The organism is Pseudoalteromonas sp. XMcav1-K (genome assembly GCF_044005875.1).
GTDB classification, from domain to species: domain Bacteria; phylum Pseudomonadota; class Gammaproteobacteria; order Enterobacterales; family Alteromonadaceae; genus Pseudoalteromonas; species Pseudoalteromonas spongiae.
The window spans coordinates 260,467-275,000 of record NZ_JBIPJE010000045.1 but is presented as its reverse complement, the minus strand read 5'-3'; the positions used below and the strand labels follow the sequence as shown (position 1 = coordinate 275,000).

The 14,534-nt window shown below is 40.7% G+C and carries 12 protein-coding genes; 9 read left to right on the top strand and 3 right to left on the bottom strand.

Annotated features, from left to right (window positions below; genetic code table 11):
* Positions 1–28 precede the first annotated feature (28 nt).
* Complete coding sequence (locus tag ACHSBP_RS14130) at positions 29–3,385, top strand: methyl-accepting chemotaxis protein (RefSeq protein ID WP_395389226.1); 3,357 nt, start codon at positions 29–31, stop codon at positions 3,383–3,385.
* 67 nt (positions 3,386–3,452) lie between these two features.
* Here ACHSBP_RS14130 and ACHSBP_RS14125 read toward each other — a convergent pair whose 3' ends face one another.
* Positions 3,453–3,845, bottom strand: a complete 393-nt coding sequence (locus ACHSBP_RS14125; protein WP_395389225.1) for a DUF4019 domain-containing protein — start codon at positions 3,843–3,845, stop codon at positions 3,453–3,455.
* A 490-nt stretch (positions 3,846–4,335) separates the two neighbouring features.
* On the opposite strand from ACHSBP_RS14125, the gene ACHSBP_RS14120 reads away from it, so the two are divergent.
* A complete protein-coding gene (locus ACHSBP_RS14120) occupies positions 4,336–5,880 on the top strand; it encodes an HD domain-containing phosphohydrolase (protein WP_395389223.1) in 1,545 nt (514 codons plus the stop codon).
* Here ACHSBP_RS14120 and ACHSBP_RS14115 read toward each other — a convergent pair.
* Positions 5,877–6,692 carry an SDR family NAD(P)-dependent oxidoreductase gene (locus tag ACHSBP_RS14115; protein WP_395389222.1) on the bottom strand — a complete coding sequence of 272 codons (816 nt, stop codon included), beginning with the start codon at positions 6,690–6,692 and terminating at the stop codon, positions 5,877–5,879. The genes ACHSBP_RS14120 and ACHSBP_RS14115 overlap by 4 nt on opposite strands.
* A 57-nt stretch (positions 6,693–6,749) precedes the next feature.
* On the opposite strand from ACHSBP_RS14115, the gene ACHSBP_RS14110 reads away from it, so the two are divergent.
* Both ACHSBP_RS14110 and ACHSBP_RS14105 read left to right on the top strand, forming a co-directional pair.
* The gene (locus tag ACHSBP_RS14110; protein WP_395389220.1) at positions 6,750–9,443 is read left to right on the top strand and encodes a DUF2339 domain-containing protein; all 2,694 of its coding nucleotides are present in this window, start codon (positions 6,750–6,752) and stop codon (positions 9,441–9,443) included.
* Entirely contained in the window at positions 9,440–9,781 is a 342-nt protein-coding gene (locus tag ACHSBP_RS14105; protein WP_395389219.1) for a hypothetical protein, read from the top strand. The genes ACHSBP_RS14110 and ACHSBP_RS14105 overlap by 4 nt, the downstream gene beginning before the upstream one ends.
* A 102-nt stretch (positions 9,782–9,883) precedes the next feature.
* On the opposite strand, the gene ACHSBP_RS14100 is transcribed toward ACHSBP_RS14105, so the two are convergent.
* Entirely contained in the window at positions 9,884–10,159 is a 276-nt protein-coding gene (locus ACHSBP_RS14100) for an HU family DNA-binding protein (protein ID WP_395389218.1), read from the bottom strand.
* Positions 10,160–10,322: 163 nt separating this feature from the next.
* Between ACHSBP_RS14100 and ACHSBP_RS14095 the strand changes: the two genes are divergently transcribed.
* The 5 genes from ACHSBP_RS14095 (at position 10,323) to ACHSBP_RS14075 (ending at position 14,525) form a co-directional block, all read left to right on the top strand.
* The gene (locus tag ACHSBP_RS14095; RefSeq protein ID WP_158523467.1) at positions 10,323–10,496 is read left to right on the top strand and encodes a hypothetical protein; all 174 of its coding nucleotides are present in this window, start codon (positions 10,323–10,325) and stop codon (positions 10,494–10,496) included.
* 191 nt (positions 10,497–10,687) lie between these two features.
* Complete coding sequence (locus tag ACHSBP_RS14090) at positions 10,688–11,404, top strand: YIP1 family protein (protein ID WP_395389216.1); 717 nt, start codon at positions 10,688–10,690, stop codon at positions 11,402–11,404.
* A 26-nt stretch (positions 11,405–11,430) separates the two neighbouring features.
* Complete coding sequence (locus ACHSBP_RS14085; RefSeq protein ID WP_010559025.1) at positions 11,431–12,612, top strand: efflux RND transporter periplasmic adaptor subunit; 1,182 nt, start codon at positions 11,431–11,433, stop codon at positions 12,610–12,612.
* Positions 12,593–13,294, top strand: a complete 702-nt coding sequence (locus ACHSBP_RS14080) for an ABC transporter ATP-binding protein (RefSeq protein ID WP_010559026.1) — start codon at positions 12,593–12,595, stop codon at positions 13,292–13,294. Before ACHSBP_RS14085 ends, ACHSBP_RS14080 begins: the two co-directional genes overlap by 20 nt.
* Positions 13,287–14,525, top strand: coding sequence for an ABC transporter permease (locus ACHSBP_RS14075; RefSeq protein ID WP_010559027.1), 1,239 nt, complete (start codon positions 13,287–13,289; stop codon positions 14,523–14,525). The genes ACHSBP_RS14080 and ACHSBP_RS14075 overlap by 8 nt, the downstream gene beginning before the upstream one ends.
* The last annotated feature ends 9 nt before the right edge of the window (positions 14,526–14,534 follow it).

Below are 14,534 nucleotides of genomic sequence, written 5' to 3'. Positions count from 1 at the left end.
TTGCTTGCCAAACTTAGGGATGCACACAATGCTAAAAAACCTACCGATTGTTCTTAAGCTCCTTCTTATTTTGCTTATTCCCAGTGTGCTCAGTGGATTTTTAATTTACCAATTAAATAAAAACAGCGAAGTACAAGTGACAGCTCAAACTCATATAAACGAGGTTATTGAGTTAACACAATTACTTAATAATTTAGCACATAACTTTGCGGTAGAGCGCGGCTTGAGTGCCGGGTACTTAGGTTCTGGTGGCACTCAAGGTAAACAAGCATTGCAATTGCAACGTAAAAATGCCGATAGCGCAGCTGACGCACTCTTATTGAAAATCGATAAGATACAGTCCCTTTCACTGAACAAACATTCACTCGACGTTATACAGCAATTACAAAAGACGCTTTCTGAACGCATGAACATAAGAGAAAAAGTGGATGCACTAGTACCTGACTCTGGCTTTTTTCACTTTTATTCTGCAATTAACGCAGATGCCATTACCTTGACTGAAAAGCTATCGGTTTATATTACTGAGCCAGAGTTGTCAGCTAAATTTAAATCGTCAATTCAGTTAATTTGGTTAAAAGAGCATTTGGGTCAAGTGCGCGGCGCCTTAAACGGGGTATTTGCAAAAGGTGATTACACGCCACAGCGTGCAGAAGCCGTAAATCGCTTTTTAGCCGAAATACGAAAGCGTGAAAAGCAGTTTACCCATTATGCCAATAACGATTATTTGAAGCGTTTTGAGGCGCTAAAAACTGACCCACAAGTGGTAAACGTAAAGGCAATGACCGCTACATTTACTAATAACGTTGAACTTAGGAACGATAAAAAATCATTACTGCTGTTACTCAGTCAAGACGCTTTGAGTACGCAGTCAATTGATGAGGTGAGTGCGATTGTATTGAATATGAAGCCGTATTTACCCGCGCATGTATTTTCGGCGCTTCTAAATGATGTGAGCCGATTAAGCGCTGATCGAGACATTACAGGTAATCAAAAAAGCGCCATTAGTAAGCGACTCGCTACCGCCGTTATCTTGCCACATGTTGATGCAAAAACCTGGTTTGCCAGTGCAACGGACGAAATAAAATTGGTTAATGGGCTTATTAAGGCCTTGGCAACGGAAATAACTAATAGTGCAAAACAAAATTTAAATAGCACAGAGCAGGCATTACAAAATGCGTTATATACAGCGCTTGCATTTTTACTGGTTAGTTTAATTATTGGTTTTGTAATTGCGCATTCATTTAAAAAGGCGCTGAACACCATTCAACAAACCATTCAGCAAATACAACAAGACAACGATTACAGTTTACGAATTACACTTAATCAACACGATGAAATAGGTCAAACAGCTAAAAACATCAACGCATTACTTGAAAACTTAGGCAATGCGTTTTGTGAAATAGGCAATATGAGTAATGCGTTAGCTAGTGGCCAATACAACCAAATTAACTACAGCGGAAAGTACAATGGTGACTTGGCAAAGGTAGTATCGCAAATTGAAACTGCAGGCAATCAGGTAGGCATAGGCGTTGGGGAAATACGAAAAGTGATGTCAGCGGTAAAAAAGGGCGACTTTTCAAATACCATTGGCACGAATTTACAAGGACAGCTAGGGCAACTGAAAGACGATGTAAACAGCACGATTAATACCTGTAATTGCTCGTTTAGTGCGATATCAACGGTTGTTAATGATTTAGCGCGAGGCAATTTAAGCAATCAGTATACTAACCAACTACAAGGGGAATTTGCGGTTTTACTGGATTCGGCTATCGATTGTCGCGATACGCTACAGCAAATTATTGAAAAAGATATTCAACAGCTGGTGGATTGTGCGACTTCAGGCGAGTTAGATATATCTATTAATGAGAAAAATAAACAAGGCGGCTTTTTAACCCTTACGCAAAGCATCAACAAATTACAACAGATTAATCGCAATGTGATAGATGAAGTCGACAATGTTTTTGCGAATTTAGCACAAGGCAACTTGGCAGTAACAATAGACGGGGAATATGAAGGTGCGTACGCACGCTTACAACTTAACGCCAATAAAACCATTTCTACGCTTAATCACATCATAGAGAATGAAATTACTGAAATAGTGCAAAGTTGTTTATCGGGCGAATTGACGAAACGTATAAATACCGATGATAAATCAGGGTTTTTCTTGTCGTTAAGTAATTCGTTAAATAACTTAGTAGCGCTTAATCAAAATGTTATTAGTGAGCTAAACTCGGTTGCTAATGCGCTGGCGAATGGCAATCTACACATACATGTAAATGGCGACTATAGCGGTGAATTCAACACCCTAAAAATGAATATAAATAAATCACTTGAACAGCTAAGCCAGGTGATTGAGGTCGAAGTTCAAGATGTTATCAGCGCGTTACAAGTAGGCAACCTAGATAAACGCATTGATAGCGCCAATAAACAAGGTTGCTTTTTACAACTAAGTGATGGTGTCAATGAGATTATTGTGGTTGTTAGCCGAGTACTCAACGATTTAGACCACTTATTTGAAAGCTTGGTTGCGGGAGATCTAAGAGCCAGGGTTACGACTCACTATGATGGTCAATTTAAACGTTTGAAAGATAACGCAAACACCTCAGTTGGTAAGTTGAACTCGCTGTTATCAAATTTACTAAACCTAGCGCAGTCTGTGTCGAATAGTGTACATGAAATTGCGCATGCAAATGAAGATTTAAGACGCCGAACCGAATCTCAAGCAAGCGCAGTAGAACAAACGAGTGCGAGCGTGCAGCGAGTGCATGAATCAGCAAAAGTAGCGCAATCTAACTTACTGGATACCGAGCAACTAATGTTAACCATGCAAACTAGTGCGCAAAATGGGCAGGTTATTGCGCTTGAGGCAAAAGAAACGATGCAACAAGTGAGTGCGTCGAGCGACCGTATTAAAAATATTATTGGAGTTATCGATGAAATTGCGTTCCAAACTAATTTGCTCGCATTGAACGCGGCGGTAGAAGCTGCACGAGCGGGTGAGCACGGTCGCGGTTTTAGTGTGGTGGCAAGCGAAGTAAGAAGCCTTGCACAACGTAGCGCACAATCAGCAAACGAAATAAAATCATTGATAACATCGAGCGTTGAGCAGGTCTCACATGGTAACTTGCATGTTGATGAATCAAGTGAAGCACTTGTCGGTATCGCACACTCGATTACTAATGCTAACGAGAAAATGGAAGAAATTGCCGAAGCAAATAAACGACAAACAGCAAGCTTTAATGAAATAAATATTGCCGTTACAAATATTGAAGAAAGTACGCAACAAAATGCCGCAATGGTAGAACAAATTGCCAGCTCTGCAGCCGCGCTAAATGAAGAAACCAAGCGCATGGTGGATGAAGTGAACTTCTTTAAAGTTGGATAGCAACATAGTTTGCTATCCATTGAATGTGTTAGCTAAGAGTGACGAGGAAATGCAGTCTGTTAGTGACTTATTTAATAAAATAACCGATCGCTTGCCATTTTCCATCAATCAATGTCATAGACAAGGTTTCGATACTTTCGCGCTTATTTTCATACTGGGTGCTAAATTGCATTACTTGGTATGTGCCATCTGGCATACCTGGCAGGCTAGTGTGACGAGTACTATCAAGCGGGCTTCGCTTTACGACTTTACCTAATGGGGTGCGTACTTGCTCTAGGGCAAGTTGCCACTGTGCTTCACTGACTTGATTTTTAAAGCGATCACTGGTGTCTTGCCACGAAGCCTGATACTCGCCACTATCAATCAGTTCAAGCCAATTATTTGCACTTTGTTCATAGGCTTTGTCGTTAGCTACGGCACTGAATGCGATAAAACAAATAAGGATCAATAATTGTTTCATTGTGAAATACCTTTTTCTTAAAACTGTCATCACGTTAGCAAAATATTGAAATAATAAATAGTATTAAAACAGTGCGTTAATAATTTGATGTGCATGTTTTAACGCTTTTCCAAATTCTTACAAACGTAACGTGTCGCCCTAAAATGAATACGCTTTTAATCGAACTTATTTAAGCGTAATTTCAATAATGAGGGTTTTAGTATGGATTTGGTGTTTTATAAAAATTATTTATTATCAATTGTTTAAAAAAGGTTCATGCGTAGTGCCGTATGTTACTAATTGCGAATGTACTAGCACTTTAGAAATAGTGTGGGTAAATATGAATTATTCACATGTCATTTAATGTGAATAACCTTTTTTAAAGTGTGGGATTAGATTAAAATTACACTTTCACCTTAACGTTGTCGTACTGCGTATTTATCGGGCTGGTTCAACTTAAATAATCAGCGGCAGTCAGCCAACAGTTTAGTCAAATAAATTACATTACCTTATGGATAATTACCTGTTTAGTCAGGGCGAGCAGCCAGAGAAAACACAAAAGTCTAAAACACTTAAATGGCATATTTTGATCGTGGATGATGATAAAAATATTCATGATGTAACCAAATTAGTGCTTGAAGGCAAAGAAATATTGGGGCGTACAATTAGTTGCACCAGTGCGTTTTCATCTGAGCAAGCTAAAACACTATTGATGTCCGATACTAATTGGGCATGTGTATTTATTGATGTCGTGATGGAGTCTACCCATGCAGGATTGGAGCTGGTTAACTGGATCAGAAATACACTTAACAATCACTTAGTAAGGTTATTAATTCGTACAGGGCAAGCTGGTTATGCACCCGAGCAAGAAGTGATTGAAAAGTACGATATAAATGATTATCGAACAAAAACCGAGTTAACAGCGACTAAGTTGGTAAGCTGCACGTATGGGGCGCTACGCGGATTTCGCGACTTAAACACAGTTGAAAAATCCCTGAAGTCATTTCGCAATTTAATAGAAGTGTCTGGTGACTTACTTAAAATTCAGAATATAAACGATTTTGCATGTGCTGCCCTTGATAACTTTCTATCGTTAATGGAAGTGGAAAGTTCAGCAATTTACATAATGCGCCATGAAAATGATATCTTTAATCAATCTCATAAAATACTGCTCGCAAGTTCTGGTCGCTTTAACGAACTTAAAAAAGCTAATCAACCGTTCCCTAAAAACGTTAATGCTATTGTGGAAGAAGCGCTGAGCAGTGGCCACAGTCACTTTTCAGACGACTATTATGTGGCATGTATCAGCACATCTACCGATTCGAAAGCAGTGCTGTATATTGAATTTGATCATCAACCCAGTGACTTTAAAGCCAGCATCGCGGAATTATTTATAAATAATATTGCGTTGATGCTTGAAAGTTTAGTACGCCAACATCAAACACAAACTACACAAAAAGAGTTACTCTATATTGTGGGTGATGCAATAGAAGCACGTAGCAAAGAAACAGGCAGTCATGTTAAGCGCGTTGCCGCAATGGCTGAGTTTATTGCGATAAAAGCGGGGTTACCAGATTCGTTATGTGATGCAATACGCATTGCTGCGCCGTTACACGATATTGGAAAAACGACCATTCCTGATGCCATTTTGCATAAGCAAGGTGAGCTTACGCAAGATGAGTTTGAGTTAATTAAAACGCATGCTGAAAAGGGCGGCCAACTGCTCGATAAATCAAGTATGCCAATTGCAAAACTAGGCGCAACGATGGCGCGTTTTCATCATGAAAATTATGACGGTAGTGGTTATCCGCAGGGGCTTAAAGGTGACGATATTCCACTTGAAGCACGCATTGTCGCGATTGCGGATGTAATTGATGCTCTCGGCAGTGTACGTAGTTATAAAGCGCCGTGGAGCGATCATCAAATTCGTCAGTATGTTGAGCAAAATGCGGGTATTAAGTTTGACCCGCAGTTCGCAAAAATCGCAACAGATCACTTTTGTGAGTTAGTAGCGATAAAACACCAAATCAGCGACGATCCACCTTTTGATAGTTAGCGTCGGTTTTTATATTTTAACTTCGCTTTTGCGCCCTTTTTATAAAGATAGGGGCGCAGGGCACGTCGCAATTTTGGAAATAGATAGGCGAGGGTGGTTAGCTTGCCGCTAAACCATGGCATAGCGCTTTCTTCACTGTCGTTTATCGACAATGCGATAATCTCATTTGCAACCTCTAATGCGCTGCTCATTGGCTGCGAATATACAATGTCTTCAACGTGATCAATCTCATCCATTATAAAACCAGTATCAATTGGACCCGGTGACACTACCGCCACTTTAACCTGGTGAGGCTTAAGTTCATCGTGTAGCGCATAACTAAATGCCCTTAGTGCAGCTTTTGTTGCTGAATAAACCGCGGCACCTTGCAATGGCGCGCGTCCCGCTAACGACCCTACCATAATTACCGCGCCATTATTTGATTGTTTGAGCTGTTCTAAACATAGGTGAGTGAGTGTTAGCGGCGCATTTAAGTTCACATTCACCATATTTGAAACCTGAACTGGCGTTAGTTTTTCAAAATCGCCGCGATGGTGTAGCCCTGCATTATTCACGAGCACATCGATTGCACCAAAGGTGTCGACCACTTGCGTTACTAAAGTTTCAAGGCTTGATATCTCGCCAATATCACAGGGAAATACCGCAGCATGACCATATTGATTAATTTCAGTTGCCAGTGCTTCAAGGGGGGCTTTGTTTCTAGCAACCAATGCAACGTTAGCCCCAAGTTTGGCAAATTGCTTTGCAGTTTCAGCGCCTACACCTTTCGAAGCACCTGTTATTAAAACGGTTTTATTTTTATAGTTATTCATTTCGTCAGCCATTCAAGGTACATTAGTGCAAGATTGTTTTAATTTATCGTAAAAAGTATGGAAACTCTATTAGGACTTTTTGCGCTGGTGTTTGCTGTGTTTATGTTGGGCGGGTTAATCGTTGCCTGGTACAGCTTTGTTAAATTACGCAGCGCCGACGCAAAAATAAAGGAATTAACGCTCGCGGTATTACATTTAAAATCGCTCGTTAAAAAGTTAAGCGAAACGAATACACTACGCGTAACATCTGAAGAGTCAGCGCAAGAATCTGTTGTCGAACAAAGCGCAGAAAACGACACGCACGCTGCCTATGATTCACAACCGCAAACACCACAGGTGGATAGCACAGGTAATGTGAGCGTAGCGCTGGCAACTCACCAACAGCAGGTAAAAACCTCGTCAAACAAAAAACCAAGACCTAAGCCCAAGCCTTTAGAGACTGTAAGCTTAGCGCAGCGATTGGAGCAATTTTTAGCAAACAACGGTTTGCTCTGGATTGGTGCTGGTATTTTAGCGCTCGGTGGTATTTTCCTCGCCAAGTACTCAATAGAATCAGGACTTATTTCAATTACGTTACGCCTAATTTTGGGTGGTGTGTTTGCTTTGGCATTAGTGATAATGGCGGAATATTTGTATCGCAAACACGGTGCCAGCAATCATGTTACGAACACCAGTGCTGCACTTGCCAGCGGGGGCATTATTACTGGGTTTGCATTGGTACTTGCTACCTTTAGTTATTATCATTTTATCTCGCCTGTTGTTGCCTTTGCTGCACTTGCAGCAATTTCTTTAATAGCTACTGCGCTCGCATTACGGTTTGGTCCATTGCTTGCGGTGATAGGTATTATTGGCGCATATACGGTGCCTGCTTTGGTTAATACTGGCAGCAACAATGTGTTTGCCTTACTAATGTACGTTAACTTTGTATCAATTGCGGCGATTTGGGTTGCCAATAAAGTCAAACGAGAGTGGCTGTGGTGGCAAAGTTTTGTCGGACATTTTGTATGGCTTACCATTAGTGTTGCGATTGCAGATAAAAGCGATATTTGGGTAATTGCAGCGACTATGGCAATTGCATTTTACCTGTATGTATTATCCAGTGTGCTAGGTTGGCGCTTAACTAATAAGAACTTAACGCCACTAGCAATAAAAGTACTATTAATGCCACGCAAAGAGCAATTAGCCTTAGTGCTTAACATACTACTGCTAGTACTGTTTTATAGTTTGCACGGCTTTAGTAGCAGTTTATTGATTGTAAGTGTGTTATTAAGTGCACTTTGCATGTATTTGCCACTAAGGCACAGTGCATTTGATTCTTGGCCGTTTGTATCGTTAATCTTCAGTTGTTTTGCGATAGTAAGCTATCCTATCGTGCATCAGCTCGATGACCCTATGCTGGTTTTTAGCAGTGTATTTTTATATGCGCAATTAGTGGGTATAGCGTATTTTGTGTATAGCGTGGTAATGCAAAAACTATTTATAAAGCGTGCCAGTTTTAGTTTGTTGTTAGGCGTTGCGCCGCTGTTGGTGTTTGCCGTGTCGTACATAGTAACGCCGCAAACAGTTGAAACAACCTTATACCCACTTTGGACGGTATACCTGATGGTGATGGCAGGCTATGCGCTATGGCAAATAACTAAAGCGCATCATGCGCTAGCAACAATCACGTTTTGGCTTACTGCGAACAGTTTTTTAGCGTTAGTATTTACCATGTGGTTGAATGCTAGTACGTTATCGTTGGCTATTTGTGCACAACTAGTGTTAATCGCTTATGGGCAACAGCGTTTTAAAGTCGAGTTGCCGTTGTGGCTGAGTAAAATAGCTCTGTCACTAGTGCTTATGCGTATCACGCTCGCTCCTTGGACTCAGCAGTACAGTAATGAACTCGTGTTTGGTGTGCACTGGAGTTTAGTGGTACTGCCCATAATGTTTGCCATGGTGTTTTATGCTTATCGGTTACATTTCAATTCTGAACTTAAAAAGTGGTATGAAGGCGCATTACTGCATTTAATCGCGTTATTTGTAACGACCGAAACCAGTTATTTCTTAGTCGGCCATTACCCTGACTTTAGTAACTTAAACTTCGCAGAACTTTGCGTGTTATCAATGAACTGGTTGATACTCGCCGTGGTTTATTGGTGGCGATTCAAAATCAGTTCGCGTTCTTTATATTTGTACGCTGGCTGTGCTTTGGCTGCGGCAAGTGGTTTGTGTCATTTAGCTTTGAATACGCAGTATAATCCGTTCTTAGAAGCTATTTTGATTGGTGATATCTTCTTGTTTAATTGGTTAATGGTGATGTGGGCTGTGCCTGCGGTGATAATTGCGCTTGTGTATTACTTTGATATTGTGCCAAAGCAGTTAAAACTAAATAAAAATAAAGTGTTGTTGCCAATAGCTGCAGGGTTTAGCTTTTTATTTATTAACGGTGTTGTGCGCAGTTATTTTCAAACCGAACAAATTCGGCTTTCGTTACCAACGAGTCAAGCTGAGATTTACAGCTATTCGGTTGTGTGGTTAATTATCGCGGCAGGATTTATTTTATTCGGGCAGCGTATTGCCAAGTCTGTGGTTTACCAAGCGGGGTTTGCAATTTTACTTGTGGTTATTTTAAAAGCCTTCCTATTTGATATGGCGCACCTAGACGGGCTGTATCGTGCGATTTCGTTTATTGGTTTAGGTTTGTCGTTAGTTGCGTTAGGCTGGCTATTTACGCGATTTAAATTAGTGTCTGAAGAGGCGCCTCAATGATTGTATTGATCATAATTTGCTTTTTTATGTGGCTTTTTATGCTTTGGCTTACGTATTCAAAACGACTAAATAGCGTTGAGCATTTAATTGAGCATCAAGATAGCAAGCTGATTGTACGCGATACGCCGATTGCACGTTTGATTAAAGGTCTTGCTGTCACAGTGTCGATTGATGAAATTCGTGCAATTGAAGCTACCAATACGCATGTGTTTTTGCGCACAGCAAAAAGTTCGGTCGATATTTTTATCAATCACCGTTTTATAAATCAAGTGCTTGATCATTTAGGCAACGAGCTGAGCGAAATAGAAATAAAAGACCGTCGTCCGATTGGCAAGTGATATTTTGTTAGTATGTTGATTGTTAAGTAAACTGGCGGCGCTTAAAGTGCTACCAGTTTACGATTCACTTCGGGATTAGGTGTTCTGCCTAATTATTAAAGGCTATTCGTTAATCGCGCTTTTTAGTTTCGAGCCTGCTTTAAACGCTACTTTATTTTGTCCGGCTATGATGATCTCTTCTCCAGTTTGTGGGTTACGCCCTTGCTTTTCTGGATGATAACTCAATGAAAAACTGCCAAACCCTGGTAATTGTACTAAGTCACCTTCTGATAATGATTGAGTGATTGTCGCAACCAAACTATCCACAACACGTTTAGCGGTTGTTTTTGGCATGTCGTTGTTTTTTGCGATGAGTTCAATAAGTTGGGATTTATTCATAATAGCGCCCTTAAAAAGCGGCAAAGGCTAACTATGTCTTATGCTCGAGTCAAGTATTTAGCGCCTTTTGCGCCGTATTTAGAAAATTAACGGATAATGATCCAATCTATTTTCTATAGCGTAATTAATACTAAATTCTTATTCTTGGATGTCGGAGGTGTTTATGGAACTGTTAGTGTCTGTTTTGGCATATCAAAAAGCACGTGATGAAGGACGAAAAGATCCTGCAATACAGGATTATGAATGGGCGGAGGAAAACCTAAGTTACTTTGAAAGCCACAAATGTGAACTTGGATTTTGCGATTCAAATGAGCCAAGGCATTCACATTTCGATTAGGGTGCGAGTTACGCCCCAGTGAGTTTGTCGCTTTTTTAAGCAATAGTTGTTTTCGCTGCGTAACACCATTCATGTAGCTAGGCTTATTCTACCGCTTAAAATCGTATTTTACCGTTTATCACTTTTAGTTTTTCAAAGTGTTTCAGGTTGTTATGGTTTGTGTATCAAAACAACTAAAAACGAGTAAAACTATGAAATCAGAAAATGCAATTAGTGCAATTGGAGACACATTTTTAGCGCCTACCAAGGCGTTTAACGGCCTAAAAGATGCAAAAGGCTGGTCATGGCTTGCGATGATATTATTACTTGTGTTTGGTATCTCGGCACAAGTTATTTACTTTAACTCTGTTGACCAAGCATATTTTGTTGAACAACAAATTGCTACGATGGAACAAAGTGGCGATTACAACCCTGCGGAACTTGAACAAGCAGAAGCGATGACTGCACAGCAGTTTCCTATGATGTGGATTTTCTCAGCAGTCGGTGTGTTAATTGGTATTCCAACCATTTTTTGTATTTTTGCGTTGTACTACTATTTAATTGGAAAGCAAGACCCAGAGTGTCATATGACATTTGGTGATTGGTTTGGTTTTACCGCTTTTACGAGTTTACCAACAATTTTTGCAGCAATTGGTACCATGGCATTGGTGTTAACTGCCTCAAGCGGTGAAATTCCTGCAACAGTACTTACATTCTCTTCACTAAACCAACTTATTTTTGGCTTTGATGCTAACCATGTATTTGCGGGTTTACTTGAGAGTATCAATATTTTCTCAATTTGGTCTCTAGCGCTGACGTATATTGGCTTAAAGTCATGGACTAACTTTAACAACAACAAAGCAATGCTATTTGCATTACTACCAAGCATTTTAATTTATGGTATTTGGGCAATTATTGCAGCACTTTAAGGTGCTGCTTTGCTTTGGGGTTGAATATGAAAAAAATTATTATCGTAGTAGTCGCGGTGGCGGCATTTGTCGCCATGATTGTAAGCCAACAAATCAAGGGCGATGGTAAATTACCAGAGATAAAAACCACGCTTACTGAAAAAGGAAAAATTAAAGATTCAATTTTAGCGTCGGGTACCTTGGTTTTTAACACTCAAGTGCAATTGCGCTCAGAAGTAACCGGCCGTGTTGAAAAAGTATTTGTAGAAGAAGGGCAGCGTGTTGAGAAAGGCGACATGTTAATGCAGCTTGATACCGAAGCATTTGAAGCCGAAGTGGACCGTTATCAAGCGTTAGTAAGACAAAGCGAAATTGATATTGAGCGTGCGCAAACAAGTCTTAAAAATTTAATCTCTCAGCTTAACCGTCAAAAAGAACTCTTTGATGTAGGGCTATCGCAGCAAGAAGTTTACGATAACATTAAAAATGCGAAAGAGCTGGCTGAAATTGATGTATCGGCGCGTAAAGAATCGCTAAACCAAGCTAAAGCATCACTGTCAATTGCTGAAGACCGTTTAAGTAAAAGTGTCTTTAGAGCAACAATGAGTGGTTTATTAGCGTCGGTTGATATTAAAGAAGGCGAAACCGTGATTGCAGGTACCACCAATATTGTTGGTTCAGATCTGATGTTATTGGCCGATCCAAGCAAAATCCTCGCCGAGCTAAAAGTAGACGAAACAGATATTGCTAGCATTAAATTAAACCAAGAGGCAGAAATTTACGCTGCGGCCTACCCAAATAAACCATTTGTTGGCAAAGTCATTCATATTGGTACGTCAGCCAAGCAATTTGTTGGTTCACAAGGACGTTCATTTAAAGTGAAAGTGCTGTTAAACGATGATGAACGCACTTTGTATGCAGGTATGAGTTGCCGTGCAGAAATTGCAACGGCCATTGGTAAAGATGCCATTAAAATTCCAATTGAAGCTGTGCACAGCGAAGATGAAAATCACTATGTTTGGGTATTAAACGACGATAAAACAGTCACTAAGAAAGCGGTTGAACTCGGTGTTTCATCAGATATTGAACAAGCGATCGAAAGTGGTCTTGAAGAAAAGCAAACGGTTGTTGTAGGGCCAGCGCGCGCAGTTAGCAAACTAAAAGAGGGCGATAAGGTAAAGCTGAAAACAGCTGATAAGGATGCTAAAGATGTCAGTGATCGCGCTTAGTAATATTTGCAAAGAATACAAAATGGGTGAACAAAGCTTTCTGGCTTTGGATAATGTAAGCGTAAACATTGAAGAAAATGAGTATCTTGCGATTATTGGTCCATCGGGCTCAGGTAAATCGACCCTAATGAACATTATAGGCTGCTTGGATGTCGCAAGTAGCGGCGAGTATGTGTTGCAAGGTAAACCAGTAAAAAAAATGACTGAAACTGAGCTTGCGGGACAGAGAAATAAAAGCGTTGGCTTTATTTTTCAGAGTTTCAACCTTATTCCTCGTGCCAGTGCGTTAAGTAATGTAATGCAGCCGTTGATTTATCGTTTTATCTCAGCAAAAGAGCGCCAAAAGCTAGCAACGCAGGCGCTTGAGAAAGTTGGCCTAGGTGATAAATTGCACCATTTACCATCACAACTTTCAGGTGGTCAACGTCAACGTGTGGCAATAGCAAGAGCGCTGGTGACAAAGCCTGATATCCTGCTGGGAGATGAACCGACAGGTAATTTGGACAGCAAAACAACCAATGAAATTATGAGTTTATTTGATGAGCTTCATAACGATGGGCATACCATTATTTTAGTGACCCATGAGCAAGAAATAGCTGAACATTGCCAGCGTGTATTGCGCTTGGTTGATGGAAAAGTGGTATCGGATACACGAAATAGCGAGGAGAGAGCGTATGTTTAAGTCATTTCTCGCGATTATTGAGGGAACCAAAGCCGCGCTTCAGGCTATTCGTGCTAATGCGATGCGCAGTGCGCTAACGTGTTTAGGTATAATCATTGGCGTTGCAGCTGTTATTACGGTCGTTGCGGTGATGCAAGGCTTTACCAAGCAAATCAACGACCAATTGGCTGATATGGCGCCGGATGTGACTAGCATTAAGCCGTACACCACACCGCAGCAAGAAATGCTTGGTAAACGTTCGTATTTAACAGTGCGTGATTTTGAAACGCTAAAAGGTAAAGTACAAGGGTTCGATACTATCACTGCGCAAATGATGGCATTTCGTTTTCAAGGCGCGGTAGAGTACAAAGGCGAAAGTCACAATACGCGGGTAGTTGGTACAGAATCAAACTACCAAAAGGCCTATCGCATTTATCCTGAAATGGGCCGCTATATTCGCCCACAAGATGACGATAAACGCCGTCGCGTCGCCTTTATTGGTGAAACACTGATTGAAAAGCTTAAGCTACCTGAAAACCCAGTGGGTGAATACATTAAACTCGGTGGTGAATGGTTTCGTATTATTGGGGTTGCAGAGAAGCAAGGCAGCTTTTTGGGATTCGATCAGGATGATTACATCAATATCCCAATCAGTACTATGCAAATTCTAGAAGGCAATGCGCGTAAACCATATTTTCAAATTATGTTCCGCTTAAAGCCGGATGTTGATGAAGCACAAACCTTGGCTCAAATGAAACGTATCTTGCGTCAGAATCATAAACTTGGTCCAGATGACCACGACGATTTTGAGTTCGAAACTGCTGAAAAAGCGCGTGAGAATATAGATAAATTTACAGGCAGTGCAACGGCAATTACAGCGGGGATTGTGGGCATTAGCTTGTTAGTTGGCGGTATTGGTGTAATGAATATTATGCTGGTGTCTGTAACTGAGCGCACCCGTATTATTGGCACGCTAAAGGCACTTGGCGCGACGCCGGGCTTTATTATGCTGCAATTTTTAGTAGAAGCCGTGGTACTCAGTTTATTTGGTGGCGTAATTGGCCTTATAACAGGTTATGGCGCTGCTGCTGCCATATCAGCGATTGTACCAGGCATGCCTGCGGCATATATTCCAATGTGGGCGATATTATTGTCATTTGGTTTTACCTCAGCAATTGGTGTTATTTTTGGTTTAGTGCCTGCGATAAAAGCAGCAAGACTCAACCCAATTGATGCGTTAAGATATGAATAAACGCGTTAC

Excerpts from the sequence above, each read along its gene's own strand:
- ACHSBP_RS14105 (WP_395389219.1), top strand. The coding sequence starts at position 9,440 with ATGATTGTATTGATCATAATTTGCTTTTTTATGTGGCTTTTTATGCTT.
- ACHSBP_RS14115 (WP_395389222.1), bottom strand. The coding sequence starts at position 6,692 with ATGAATAACTATAAAAATAAAACCGTTTTAATAACAGGTGCTTCGAAA.
- ACHSBP_RS14100 (WP_395389218.1), bottom strand. The coding sequence starts at position 10,159 with ATGAATAAATCCCAACTTATTGAACTCATCGCAAAAAACAACGACATG.
- ACHSBP_RS14110 (WP_395389220.1), top strand. The coding sequence starts at position 6,750 with ATGGAAACTCTATTAGGACTTTTTGCGCTGGTGTTTGCTGTGTTTATG.
- ACHSBP_RS14090 (WP_395389216.1), top strand. The coding sequence starts at position 10,688 with ATGAAATCAGAAAATGCAATTAGTGCAATTGGAGACACATTTTTAGCG.
- ACHSBP_RS14120 (WP_395389223.1), top strand. The coding sequence starts at position 4,336 with ATGGATAATTACCTGTTTAGTCAGGGCGAGCAGCCAGAGAAAACACAA.
- ACHSBP_RS14125 (WP_395389225.1), bottom strand. The coding sequence starts at position 3,845 with ATGAAACAATTATTGATCCTTATTTGTTTTATCGCATTCAGTGCCGTA.
- ACHSBP_RS14085 (WP_010559025.1), top strand. The coding sequence starts at position 11,431 with ATGAAAAAAATTATTATCGTAGTAGTCGCGGTGGCGGCATTTGTCGCC.
- ACHSBP_RS14075 (WP_010559027.1), top strand. The coding sequence starts at position 13,287 with ATGTTTAAGTCATTTCTCGCGATTATTGAGGGAACCAAAGCCGCGCTT.
- ACHSBP_RS14095 (WP_158523467.1), top strand. The coding sequence starts at position 10,323 with ATGGAACTGTTAGTGTCTGTTTTGGCATATCAAAAAGCACGTGATGAA.
- ACHSBP_RS14130 (WP_395389226.1), top strand. The coding sequence starts at position 29 with ATGCTAAAAAACCTACCGATTGTTCTTAAGCTCCTTCTTATTTTGCTT.
- ACHSBP_RS14080 (WP_010559026.1), top strand. The coding sequence starts at position 12,593 with ATGTCAGTGATCGCGCTTAGTAATATTTGCAAAGAATACAAAATGGGT.